Source organism: Actinomycetospora sp. CA-053990, assembly GCF_050948445.1.
GTDB lineage: Bacteria > Actinomycetota > Actinomycetes > Mycobacteriales > Pseudonocardiaceae > Actinomycetospora > Actinomycetospora callitridis.
This window is the reverse complement of record NZ_CP192043.1, coordinates 474,507-486,869: the sequence shown is the minus strand read 5'-3', so window position 1 is coordinate 486,869 and position 12,363 is coordinate 474,507. Positions and strand designations below refer to the sequence as shown.

Genomic DNA, 12,363 nt, shown 5'->3' with positions numbered 1-12,363 from the left:
TTCCTCTCGACGGAACAGTTCTCCGGTGCCGATTCCCGACCGACAGGTGCGCTGATGCAGACACGATTCCGGTGGGCGACGATCGTTCTGATCGTCGCCCTCATCGTCATCAACTACATCGACCGGTCGGCGGTCTCCTACGCGGTGCAGCCGCTGCAGCAGGAATTCGGGATCTCCACCGCGCAGTACGGCATCATCTCGAGCGCCTTCGCGATCGGCTACATGGTCTTCGCGTTCCTGTCCGGCCCGCTCGTCGACAAGTACGGGCCACGGAAGGTCCTGCTCGTCGCCATCACGATCTTCTCGATCGCCACGGCGCTCGTCCCGCTCGCGGGTGGCTTCGTCGGCCTCCTGCTGATCCGGATCATCCTCGGTGCCGGCGAGGCACCGGCCTTCCCGGCGGCCACCCGCACGGTGAGCCGCTGGCTGCCCCGCGCCGAGCGCGGCTTCGCGCTCGCCCTCATCGGCGGCGTCGCGGTCTCGGGCAGCCTGCTCATCGCCGGCCCCGTCCTCACCAACCTCATCGGCGCGGTCGGCTGGCGCGGCATGTTCTGGGTCATGGCCGTGCTCGGGATCGTCTGGGCCGCCGTCGCCATCGGCCTGCTGCGCAACACCCCGTCCGAGTCGCCGCGGGTCAACGAGGCCGAGCGGGCGTTCATCGCCGCGGGCCAGGACATCGAGGAGTCGGAGAACCGCTCCGGCAGCGTCGACTGGCGCTCGCTGCTCACCAACCGCAACCTCTGGATCGTGGCCATCGGCTACTTCTCCTGGGGCTTCATGTTCTGGGGCTTCATGTACTGGCTGCCCCAGTTCCTCTCCACCTCGTACGGCCTGTCCATCAAGGCCGTCGGCGCGTTCTCGATCGCGCCCTGGGCCGCCGGTGTCGTCGGCGCGCTGGTCGGCGGCTTCCTCGTCGACCGGGTCTACCGCCGCACGCAGAGCATCCGCAGCCGCTTCACGATCATGGGCTGCGCCCTGCTGCTCTCCGGCGCCTCGCTGATCCCGGTGTTCGTCGACCCGACGCTGACGGTCGCGCTGGTCTTCATCTCGCTCGGCGTCGGCTTCGGCTTCGTCACCGGCGGCATCTGGTGGGTCGCCTCGATCGACGCGGAGCCCGGTCAGCCCGGCAGCGCCGCCGGGTTCGCCGACGCCGCGTTCGCGCTCGCCGGCATCGTCGCGCCCGCCGTCATGGGGTTCATCGTGTCGTCCACCGGGACGTTCACCAGCGGCTTCATCGTGATGAGTGCGCTCGCCGCGATCGGCGCGCTGCTGATGCTGTTCGCCACCCGCGAGCCGGCGCGCCGCGAGACCCCGACGCGGTCGGTCGAGGAGGTCTGACGGGTCAGGCCAGGTCCGCGAGCTTGCGGCGCAGCAGCGCCCGCTCGCGCTCGTTGCCGCACAACTCGACGGCGCGCGCCAGCTCCCGGCGCGCGTCGTCGTGGCGTCCCAGGCGGGTGAGCAGCTCCCCGCGGACACTCGGGAGCAGGTGCGAGCCGGCGAGGGCCGGGGCGCTCACGAGCTCGTCGACGATCGGCAGCGCCGTCGCCGGGCCCTCGGCCATGGACACCGCGACCGCTCGGTTGAGCTCGATCACCGGGGACGGGGCGAGCCGACCGAGCGCCTCGTAGAGGAGCACGACGCGCGGCCAGTCGGTCGCGTCGACCGACGCCGCCACCGCGTGGCACTCGGCGATCGCGGCCTGCAGGCCGTAGTAGCCGAGACCCCGCCCGGCCGCCTCCGCCTGCGCGAGCGCCGCCCGCCCCGCCGGATCGCGGCCCGGTCCCACCGACGCCGGTCCTGGTGCTCGAGCAGCACCGGCTCGCCGTCCGGGTCGGTCCGGGCGGGGAAGCGCGCCGCGGTCAGCTCGAGCAGCGCCACCAGCGCGTGGACCTCCGGCTCGTCGGGCGCGAGCCGCGCCAGCACACGGGCGAGGCGCCGCGCCTCGCCCGCGAGGTCGAGGCGCACCAGCTGGTCCCCGGAGGTGGCCGAGGACCCCTCGGTGAAGATCAGGTAGATGACGCTGAGCACCGTGCCGAGGCGCTCGACGCGCTCGGCCGCCGGCGGCACCCCGAAGGGCACGCGGGCCGCTGCGAGCGTCTTCTTCGCCCGCGTGATCCTGGCCTGCACCGTGGCGGTCGGGACGAGGAACGCGCGGGCGATCTCGTCGCTCGTGAGGCCGCCGACCACCCGCAGCGTCAGCGCCACCCGCGCCTCCCGCGAGAGCACCGGGTGGCACGAGATGAAGATCAGCGCGAGGACGTCGTCGTCGATCTGGTCGGGGTCCCACAGCACGTCGTCGACCTCCCCCGGATCCGCGGGCGCGGCGCCCGCGACCGCACCGCCCTCGCCCAGGTCGCGGGCGAGGGCGGCGTACCGGTCGTCGAGGGCCGAGCGGCGACGGAACGCGTCGATCGCCCGGCGACGCCCCGCCGTGAGCAGCCACGCCGCCGGACTGTCGGGCACCCCGTCGCGGGGCCAGGTCACGAGGGCTGCAGCCAGGGCCTCCTGCGCCAGGTCCTCGGCCAGCGCGAAGTCGCCGGTGTAGCGCGCGAGCGCGCCGACGATCCGCGCGGAGTCGATCCGCCAGACGGCGGCGACGGCCTCACGGGTCGTGGCGTCGTCCATGGCGGGGTCCGGGGCTCAGAGCTGGCCCGTGGCCTCGCGCCACGCCCGCTCCTTCTGGATCCACTCGTTGTCCTGCGGGAACTCGTCGATCGTCGGGACTCGGCGGACCTCGGTCTTGAAGCCCTTGCCGGCACCCGGGAGGCGCTTCGCCCACTCGACGGCCTCCTCCTTGGACGACACGTTGAGGAGGTAGAAGCCGCCGAACAGCTCCTTCGTCTCCCCGTAGGGGCCGTCGGTGACCACCGGCGGCTCGGAGGAGTGGTCGACGATCACACCCTCCGAGGCGTCCTCGAGCCCTTCGGCGGCGAGCAGCACGCCGGCCCGGATGAGCTCGTCGTTGAACCGGCCCATGAGGTCGATCATCTCGGTCATGTCGACATCGGCCATCGCCGCGTAGGCCTCGTCGGTGGCCCGCATGATCAGCATGTACTTCATCGGTCTCTCCCCTGGTCGGCAGGGCCTCCGTCGGACCCTCTCACCCCTGGGTCGAACGCCGTCGGCGCCGATCGACACGGAAACGGGAGGAATTCTCGGACTCCCGTGACGATCACTCTTCGTCACCGATCGGGGCCCTGTGCGCTGGTCATCGTCCGCTATAAGGTCCTGCGGGTGAACATCGGCGCCGATGAGCTACTCCACGTAGTTCCCGGCGTGCTCGCGGTGACGTCCGGCGACGACCACGCCCTCGGGGCGTTGAGCCCGCTCGGCCGCGAGGTCCTGGGCCCGATCCGCCTCGACACGTCGCTGCGCGAGGCGCTCCCGGAGTTCGTCGACGCCCTCGACACCGCGTACCTCTCCGGCGAGGCGAGCCGGGTCGCCCACGAGGAGGGTCGCGTCATCCGCTGCACGCCCCTGGGCGGCGGTCCCGGTCGCATCTCCGGGCTCCTGCTGCGCGTGGTCCCCGACGACGACGACCGCTCCCGCGCCCGCACCGCCGGGTTCCAGCAGCTGACCGAGCAGCTCTCCCGCGCCGCGACGCCCACGGAGATCGGACGCCTGACCACCACGACGGCCGCGGCGCTGATCGGGGCCGACTCCTGCATCGCCTACCGCCGCCCCGAGGGCTCCGACGTCATGGAGGCCCTGCACCACCACGGCTGGGCGAGCGACACCCACCGACTCTTCGCGCGGGTGCCGCTGCAGTGCGGGCGGCCGATGTCGGACGCCGTCCTGGGCCGCACGCCGGTGTGGCTGGAGGACGCCGGGCAGTGGCGTGCGCGCTACCCCGAGATGGCCTCGATCGGGGTCTCCGAGGGCCACCAGGCCACGGCCTGCCTGCCGCTGCTCGTCGAGGACCGCGACCTCGGCGCCGTGGTCTTCAGCTTCTACCAGCCCCGGGCCTTCGACCCGTCCGAGCGGGAGTTCCTCATGGCCGCGGCCGCGCTCTGCGCCCAGGCGCTCGACCGCGCGCGGCTCTACACCGCCGAGCACGAGGCGCGCGCCGCCGCCGAACGCGAGCGGGACCGCATGGCCTTCCTGGCGCAGGCGAGCCGGCTCATGGAGGCGCCGCTGTCGGTGGAGGAGCGCCTGCGCCAGCTCGGCGACCTCGTCGTCAAGGGCATCGCCGACTGGTCCGCGGTGCACCTCGTGCGCGGGTCGCGCGTCGAGCGGGTCACGGTCGCCCACCTCGACCCCGCGAAGATCGCGTTCATCGAGGAGCTCGAGCGTCGCTACCCGCCGGACCCGGACGCCCCCGGCGGGGCCATCGACGTCGCCCGCAGCGGGGTGCCGGTGGTCATGGAGGACGTGCCCGACGAGCTGCTCGTCGCGTCCGCGCGGGACGCGACGCACCTCGAGCTGATCCGGGCGATCGGCCTGCGCTCCGCGATCGTCGTCCCGCTGCTGGTGCGCGGGCGCAGTCTCGGTGCCCTGACGCTCGTGCACGCGGAGTCCGGGGAGCACTTCACCGCGGCGGACCTGACCTTCGTCGGCCAGCTCGCCGCCACCGCCGCGGTCGCCCTCGACAACGCCGCCCTCTACGAGCAGCAGCGCATGGTCGCCCGCACGCTCCAGACGGCGCTGCTGCCCAGCGAGCTCCCCCACGTGCCGGGCGTCGAGTGCGCCGGCCGCTACCGGCCGCCGGACCCGGAGCTCACCGACGTCTACGTCGGCGGCGACCTCTACGACGTCCACGAGGACCCCGAGCGCGGGCGCTGGGCGCTCACCGTCGCCGACGTCTGCGGCAAGGGCCCCCAGGCCGCCGCGCTCACCTCGCTCATCCGGCACACCGTGCAGGCCGAGGTCCGTCACGGGTTCGGACCCGCGGACGTGGTGCGCCGGGTCAACGCCGCGATGCTGCGGAACCAGGACGGCTCCCGCGCCCGGTTCGCCACGATGGTCCACGGGGCCCTGACCGTCGACCCGGACGGGGTGACGATCACCCTCGTCAACGGCGGGCACCCACCGGGCCTCGTGCGCAGGCGTGACGACGTCGAGTGGCTCGACGTCCCCGGCACGCTCGTCGGCGTCTACCCCGATCCCGAGCTCGTCGAGGCCGACGTCCGGCTCGCCCCCGGCGACGCCCTGCTGCTCTACACCGACGGCGTCACCGAGGCCCGCGGACCCGACGGGTTCTTCGGGTCCGACCGGCTGGCGTCGCTCGTCGCGTCCTTCGCCGACACGTCCGCCGACACCGTCGCCGACGGCGTCCTCGACGCGGTCTCCGGGTTCGGAGACGGGAAGCTCCGCGACGACGTCGCCCTGCTCGTGATCCGGGCGGCGCCGTGACCGAGGACGCCGCCGTGCTGCGGGTGGCCCGCACGTCCCGGGACGGACGCCTGGAGCTCGCCCTGTCCGGGGAGCTCGACAACGACACCCTGCCGACCGCCCAGGACGAGGTGTCCGCGGCGGAGGCGGAGGCCCCGGCGGTGCTCGTGCTGGACCTGGCCGCGCTCGAGTACGTCGACTCCTGCGGGGTGCGCCTGGTGCTGCTGGCCCAGGGTGTCGCCGACGACGAGAACCGCCGCCTCGCGGTGCGTCTCGGACACGGTCAGACCCGGCGCATGTTCGACATGCTCGGGATCACCGACCGTCTCGAGGTCCTCGACCGGGAGGAACCGCCATCATGAGCACGGCATCCGACCCCTTCCGCCACCTCGCGGTCTTCTTCCACGACGTCGACGGCCTCGTGGCCACGCTGACGCCGATGCTCACCGTGGCGCTCGCGCGGGGTGACCTCGTGTGGGCCGCGGTCGACGACCCCGCCCGCGGCGCCCTCGAACGTCGGCTCGGGAGCGCGGCGGACGACGTCGTGTTCGGCGAGCCGGCGCAGCCCTACACCTACAGCGGGCAGACGACGGCCTCGCGCCGGGCCGACCGGCTCCGGGAGCTCACGGCGGACGGCCGCGCCGCACTCGTCCTCAGCGACAGCAGCACCGTGGGCGGGCCGGGGCCGCGCTCGTCGGCACCCGACTTCTGGAGCGTCGTCGACGCGAGCTGCAATCTCGCCCTGAGCGGCCTGCCGGTGACGCTGGTCTGCCTGTGCGACGCCGCCGGCGCCTCGGAGGACACCGAGCGCTACCTGTACTGGAACCACCCCGAGCTCTTCGACGGCTCCCACGCGAGCCCGAACCCGCGCTACCGCACCCCGGACCAGGTCCTCGCGTCCGTCCCCGCCCCGCCCGCGCCACCCCTCGGGCCGCCGAACCACCTCGCGACGTTCGAGGGCGTGACCGCGCTGCGTGGCGTCCGGACAGCGACGCGCCGGCACGGCGAGGAGGCCGGGCTGAGTGACGAGCAGGTCGACGGGCTCGTCCTCGCCATCGGCGAGCTGGTGAGCAACAGCATCGAGCACGGTCCCGGCCGCGGCACGCTGTCCTGGTGGACCCGGCCCGGGCGGGTCGTCGCCCAGGTCCACGACGCCGGGCACATGACGACCACGACGCCCGGGCTCCGCCGCCCCGACGTCCGCTCGGTCCGCGGACGCGGCGTCTGGCTCGCCCGCCAGCTCAGCGACGTGCTGCACTTCTGGACCGGCGTCGACGGCACCCACGTCCGCCTGGAGATCAGCGCCGCGTGACCCCGGGGTAAGCTCCTCCCTGACCCGGCCCGGAGCCAGAGCTCCGGATGTCGCCTCTCGGGACGGATGAAGGGCAGCGAGCTCCTCGGCGCGACCACGCCGGTGCCCGACACCGAGGGAGCCCCATGACCGTCACGTCACCACGCCGCAGCGCCGGTACGGACTCGCCCATCGCCCAGGGCGGTGCCCAGTGAGAGCCGGACCGAAGTCCACGCCCACGACGAACCGTGTGACCGACGCCCACGAGGTGGCGCAGGCCGCGCACCAGAACGACCAGCGCACCGCCGCCCGCGTCGTCGCGTCCCACGCCACCGGCGTCGAGGACTGCACCGAGCTGCTCGGCATGCTCGGTCTCGGACGCGCCGTCGGGCTCCTCGTGGTCGATCCCCCGCCCCGACGCTGACCGCCCCGACGCCGCCGTCGGGGGCGGCGTCGAGGTACGGATCTGCTCGACCTCAGGCGGGCGCGGCGGCGATCGGCCGGGTCGGGAGCCAGCGCGGCACCGTCGGCCTGCTTGGTTCCCGGCGCGGTGCCGGGACCGGCGCGGGCAGGGGCAGAGGCAGAGGCATGGGCCGGTACGCCGTGGGCGGCGGGTAGCCCCAGCCCGACGTCGCCGTCGGCTCGCCCCTCCATCCCGACGCGATCGCCACGGCGTGGTGCCAGGCGCTCGCGGCCCAGGGTTCACCGAGCTCTCCGAGATCGCCCAGCCCCGCCGGCGCCTGCGGCACCCGGCGGAGCACGGGTGCCCACGGGCCGGGCCGGGGCGTCATCACGCGTTCCATGCCGCTGGGACGGTGCGAGGGCCCGGGGATGTTCCCGGGCACCTCGGGTCCGTCAGACGGCCTGCACGTCGTCGCCGAGCGTCGGCTGGTCCCCCTCGAGGGAGATCACGATCAGCACGCTGTCGTCCTCGTTCGAGATGACGTAGAGGCTCCGCCCGTCGGGGCTGAGCTGCGCGTCGGCGAGGCCGTCCTCCGCCGCAGAGACCGGGATGAAGGTCACCAGGTCGTCCGTGGTGCTGATGAACGTGATGCCGGCGAGCTCGTCGACGGTGCTGCGGGCGTAGACGAAGCGCCCGTCCGGGGTCAGGCGCGCCTCCGCGTAGCCGCGGATGGTCGCGACCACGGTGTCGTCCGCAGTGTCGATCACCGACACGGTGCCGCTGAAGTAGTTGGTGACGTAGACGCGGCGGCCGTCGGCGCTGACGATCGGGGTGTAGGGGCGGTCGCCGACGGCGATGGTCGTGGTCGCGCCCGTCGCCAGGTCGAGGCCCGTCACGATCCCTGCCGTGCCGTACTCGCTGTTGACGTGCACGACGTAGGCGCGGGTGCCGTCGGGGGTGAGGACCAGGTCGAACGCCTGGTCGCTGACGGTGTAGGTGGTGCTGACGACGTCGTTCGCCACGTCGATCGCGGTCACCGTCCCGTCGTAGCGCACGAGGTAGGCGCGGCTGCCGTCCGGGCTGAACACCACCTCCCGGTCGACCGGCCCGGTGGGAATACGGACGACGCTCTGGTCCGCCGTGCGGATCACCGTGAGCGTCTCCACCTGGTCGTTTCCGCTCACGACGTAGGCGCGGCTCCCGTCCGGGCTGAACTCGACGCCGTTCGGGGTGTCGACCGGGATCGGGTCCCCGAGGGTGTCGGTCGCGGTGTCGAGGATCCGCACCGTCCCGCTGTAGTCCAGGAGGTAGAGCTGACGACCGTCCGGGCTGTACGGCGAGTTGTCGTTCAGCGAGGACGCGGCGCCGGCGCCGACGTCCAGGAGCCCGACGGTGTCGTCGTCGGTGTGGATCAGTGTGATCGTCCCGTCGATCTCGTTCGGGACGAAGGCCCTGGTGCCGGCGGGGTTGAAGACGACACGGGCGGCCCCGTAGCCGGCCTCGACCGTGTCGACCACGGTGCTGGTCGCGGGGTCGATGACGAGGACGGACCCCGTGAGGAGGTCGGCGACGTACCCGCGACGGCCGTCCGGGCTGAAGGCCACGCCGTTGTAGTAGCCCCCGACGGCGAGCGGGACCGTGGAGAGGCTGGCGGTGTCGACGACCGTCAGCGTCACGGTCTCCGGCTGGCCGGGCTCACCGGAGCGTGCCGTGACGTAGAGATGGCGTCCGTCCGGCGCGAACCGGAGCTGCTGGCCCGAGTCCCCGAGGTCCACCGACCCGACGACGGCGCCCGTCGCGGTGTCGGCGACGGTGATCAGGCCGCCCTGGTCCAGCACGTACGCCCGTCCGCCGTCCGGGCTGAACGTCACCTCGCTGAGGTCGGCACCCAGCGCGACGACGGAGCGGGTCCCGTTCGTCGTGTCGACGATCGTCACCGTGCGGTCCTGGTAGCTCAGGACGGCGGCGTACCGGCCGCCGGGGCTCACCACGGCGGAGCCGGGGTAGGTGCCCACCCCGGTGCTGCTCGTGGCGGTCGGGGGCACGCTGGGTGCGCTCTGGGCCAGGGGGACCGGCACGGTCAGCTCGTCGCCGGGAGCGACGCGCGCCGCGAACCTCGCCGTCGCCCCCGAGGACGCCTGCACCGTGAAGGTGTCGAAGGCGCCCGGGTGCTCGCGCGCGTACCGCTGCCCCGCCGCGCTGGGGACGTAGACGTAGCTCCCGTCGGGACGGATGGTCACCCGCCCGTGCTCCGGGGCCGTCGTGACGGTGTAGGTCAGCGGTGCCCCGTTCGCGTCGGTGGCCGGGAGCGTCCCCCGGACGACCCCGGTGGAGGGGTCCGGTGTCCCCACGGTGACGTCGGCCGGGATCGGCGGCGCGGTGGTGGTCCCGATGACGGTGACGTCCACCGTGACCTCGATGGCGTGCGCGCCGAAGAGCCGCTGGGCGAGCGCCGGGTGGGACCGGGCGAGGACGTGCCGGGCGAGCGCCGTGAAGCCGCCCAGCCCGGGCGCGGCAGGGTTGTTGTCGCGCACCGTGATGGTGAAGGTGTCGGTGCCGCCGGCCTGCGCCGTCGCCGCGTCCGGGATGTAGGTGTAGGTGCCGTCCTCGGCGAGGACCACCCGGCCGTGGGTCGGCCCCTGGGTGACGGCGTAGGTCAGGCGGTCGCGGTCCGGGTCGCTCGCGTTCAGGTCGCCGGTGATCTGCCCCGTCGTGGTCTGGGCGGACTGCGTGGGGCTCGTGACGGGGCTCTGGTTGAACAGCGGGTTCTCGCCGCGACGGAAGAACGCCCACTGCGCGATCAGCAGCGCACTGGTCGGTGTGGCGGGTCCCCCCGGGACGTGCGCGTCGTGGGGCGCGAGGCCGGCGAGGGCGAGCGCGATCCGCGTGAGCAGGTTCTGGTGGGAGGAGTGGGTGACCCGCGCGATCGGGGTGGCGGCAGGACGGGCGGTCGCACCGCTGGCCGCGACGGGGGTCCTCGTGGGAATGGCGCCGGTCGTCGAGGCACCGGCCGGCGTCGTGGCTGCCGTCGGGCCCGCCGTCGTCGCGGTCGTGGTGGGCGACGGCGACGGCTCGGGGTCCGGGCCAGGGACGACCTCCCCCGACTGCAAAGCGGGCTCCGGCGTCGGAGTCGGCTCCGCGCTCGGCGTCGTCGTCTCGTCGGAGCTGCTGCCCGTGGACGCCTGGTCGTCGTCCGAGCCGCTCGCGTCGGACCCGGTGTCGCCGGTGCCCTCCTCGGTCCCGCCGGCGCCCGCGTCGCTCTCGCTCCCGCCTGCTTCGTCGGACTCGGTCCCGCCCGAGGTGGCCCCGGCCTCGGGGTCACCGGCCTCGGGGTCACCGGACTCGGAGTCCCCGGTCTCGGGGTCACCGGTCTCGGCCGGGGCGACGGCGGCCGCGCTCTCCGGCTCGTCGTCGACGGTGTCCGCCGGACCCGCGATCGCCACGGTGCGGACGACCATCTCGACCGAGGGGGGCGAGGCGGGCCCGCCCTGCAGCAGGATGCCGGCGCCGATCGCCGCGGCCAGCGTGGACTGCGCCGTGCGGGAGGCGATCACGGCGCGGCCGGCCCGCCGGGCCTTGGCGGCCCGCGCCGCCTTGCGAGCCTTCGCGGCCTCGGCCCGGACGGTGGTGCTGGCCTTGACAGGCTTCTTCACAGTGCTTCCCCCCGACACAGCGACACGCGGTGTGTCTCTCACCTCATCGCCACGGGCCGTAGCAACGTTCCCGAGAATCGCTAGGCCGAACAGGTGGAGAAGATGCTCCCGAGCGAGCGGTACCGCTCACCGAGAGACACCTGCCCCCCACCGATGTCCCAAGGAACGGCCGCGGCGGAGCGCTACCGTCAGGTCCTCCGGCGGTTTCGGCTGGGGCCGCGGGAGGGTGAGCACGATGAACGCGGGTGTCACGACCTGGTGGGACGTCCCGGTCGTCGGGTGGTCCGACTCGGGCTCGTCACCCCAGAAGCGGGGCCGGACGACGCGCCATGCCCTGCTGGTCGAGGCCGCACGGGTGTTCGACGAGCGCGGCTACGACGCGGCCTCGCTCTCGGACATCCTCGCCGCCTCCGGGCGCACCAAGGGCGCCCTGTACTTCCACTTCCGCTCCAAGCAGCAGCTCGCCACCGTCCTCATGGACGAGGTCGTCGAGTCCTGGGACGTGGTGCGCGGCATGATCGCGGAGCGCGGGCTCGACCCGTTGCGCACGCTCCTCGTCGAGACCGACGCCTACGTCAGCCGGTGGACCCACGACGTCGTCGTGCGGGGCGGGAGCCGGGCGATGGGCGGGGCCGCGGAGTTCGCCGACAGGCAACGCGCCTGGTACGGCGACTGGGCGCAGAGCACGGCCGCCCGTCTGCGGTCCGCGCTCGAGCAGGGCCTGCTGCGCCCCGCGACCGAACCGGACCGGGTGAGCCGGCTCGTGGTCGCGGCCGCCTCGGGCCACCACGCGTTCGCCGAGACCATCGTCGGCTCGCCCTCCTACTTCGAGCGCATGACCGACACCTGGCTCGGGATCCTGCCGGTCATCGCCTCCGAGTCGTGGCTCGCCGAGCTCCGCGACTCGGGCTGGGAGCACCGCCCCGCTCCCGATCCCGAGGCCTTCGCCCGGATCCGCGGCGCCTGAGCGAGCCGGTCGGCGTCAGCGCCCGGGCCGGTGCAGCGTGGGCCGGTAGACGAGCTCCTGGATGTCGCCGTCGAGGGTCCGGCGCTCGAGCAGCTCGAGGTCGAAGTCGTCCGCACCGCCGAGGACGGGGTCGGTGCCGGTCCTCCCGGTGATCACGGGAAAGATCGTGATCAGGAGGCGGTCGACCAGGCCGGCGGCCATGAGCGCCCAGTTCAGCGAGAGGCTGCCGTGCGAGCGCAACGGCACGTCGGACTCCTCCTTGAGCCGCCGGACGGTGTCGACGGCGTCGCCGCCCACGACGGTCGCGTCCGGCCAGTCGAGCGGGCCGGACAGCGTCGACGACACCACCGTCATCGGCATGGAGCGCATCCGGTCGACCCACGGGTCGCGCACCTCGGACTCCTCGGTGCTCTCGGAGAGCATCGCCACGAACTGCCGGAACGTCGTCGCGCCGAAGACCATGCGGTGCTCGTCCCCGAACGAGGCCAGGCGGTGCTCGAGCAGCTCGGGGCCCTGCTTGCCCCAGTAGCCGCCCCAGTCGCCGTCACCTCCGTAGGAGCCGTAGCCGTCGAGGCTGGAGAAGACGTCGAAGGTGTAGGTCGCGGTCATGGGGTCCTCCCTCGGGCTGGCGACCGGCCCGGTGCCGGTCCCTCACCCTGGCGACGAACGCACCCACCCTCGTTTCGACACCACAGCCGTGCGAGGTGCAGAGTGAAGT

At 73.6% G+C, this 12,363-nt stretch carries 9 protein-coding genes and 1 pseudogene; 6 read left to right on the top strand and 4 right to left on the bottom strand.

Annotated elements, in window-relative coordinates:
* Positions 1-54 precede the first annotated feature (54 nt).
* Positions 55-1,338 (top strand): MFS transporter, encoded by a 1,284-nt coding sequence (locus tag ACQPYN_RS02435; protein WP_433032950.1) that lies wholly within the window; start codon positions 55-57, stop codon positions 1,336-1,338.
* Between the two features lie 4 nt (positions 1,339-1,342).
* Here the strand turns inward: ACQPYN_RS02435 and ACQPYN_RS02430 are convergent.
* Positions 1,343-2,625, bottom strand: a pseudogene (locus tag ACQPYN_RS02430) (RNA polymerase sigma factor).
* Positions 2,626-2,640: 15 nt separating this feature from the next.
* On the bottom strand, positions 2,641-3,060 hold the full coding sequence (locus ACQPYN_RS02425; RefSeq protein WP_433032947.1) for a YciI family protein: 420 nt from the start codon (positions 3,058-3,060) through the stop codon (positions 2,641-2,643).
* A gap of 174 nt (positions 3,061-3,234) precedes the next feature.
* Between ACQPYN_RS02425 and ACQPYN_RS02420 the strand changes: the two genes are divergently transcribed.
* The 4 genes from ACQPYN_RS02420 (at position 3,235) to ACQPYN_RS02405 (ending at position 7,046) form a co-directional block, all read left to right on the top strand.
* Positions 3,235-5,352: a GAF domain-containing SpoIIE family protein phosphatase gene (locus ACQPYN_RS02420; RefSeq protein WP_433032944.1), complete on the top strand. Its 2,118-nt coding sequence runs from the start codon at positions 3,235-3,237 to the stop codon at positions 5,350-5,352.
* Positions 5,349-5,693 carry an STAS domain-containing protein gene (locus ACQPYN_RS02415; protein WP_433032941.1) on the top strand — a complete coding sequence of 115 codons (345 nt, stop codon included), beginning with the start codon at positions 5,349-5,351 and terminating at the stop codon, positions 5,691-5,693. Before ACQPYN_RS02420 ends, ACQPYN_RS02415 begins: the two co-directional genes overlap by 4 nt.
* Complete coding sequence (locus tag ACQPYN_RS02410) at positions 5,690-6,643, top strand: ATP-binding protein (protein WP_433032938.1); 954 nt, start codon at positions 5,690-5,692, stop codon at positions 6,641-6,643. Before ACQPYN_RS02415 ends, ACQPYN_RS02410 begins: the two co-directional genes overlap by 4 nt.
* A gap of 229 nt (positions 6,644-6,872) precedes the next feature.
* Entirely contained in the window at positions 6,873-7,046 is a 174-nt protein-coding gene (locus ACQPYN_RS02405; RefSeq protein WP_274188562.1) for a hypothetical protein, read from the top strand.
* Positions 7,047-7,477: 431 nt separating this feature from the next.
* Here the strand turns inward: ACQPYN_RS02405 and ACQPYN_RS02400 are convergent, their stop codons facing one another.
* A complete protein-coding gene (locus ACQPYN_RS02400) occupies positions 7,478-10,678 on the bottom strand; it encodes an Ig-like domain-containing protein (RefSeq protein WP_433032934.1) in 3,201 nt (1,066 codons plus the stop codon).
* Between the two features lie 235 nt (positions 10,679-10,913).
* Between ACQPYN_RS02400 and ACQPYN_RS02395 the strand changes: the two genes are divergently transcribed.
* On the top strand, positions 10,914-11,645 hold the full coding sequence (locus tag ACQPYN_RS02395; RefSeq protein ID WP_433032931.1) for a TetR family transcriptional regulator: 732 nt from the start codon (positions 10,914-10,916) through the stop codon (positions 11,643-11,645).
* A 15-nt stretch (positions 11,646-11,660) separates the two neighbouring features.
* Here the strand turns inward: ACQPYN_RS02395 and ACQPYN_RS02390 are convergent, their stop codons facing one another.
* Complete coding sequence (locus ACQPYN_RS02390; RefSeq protein WP_433032928.1) at positions 11,661-12,254, bottom strand: dihydrofolate reductase family protein; 594 nt, start codon at positions 12,252-12,254, stop codon at positions 11,661-11,663.
* Positions 12,255-12,363: the final 109 nt, after the last annotated feature.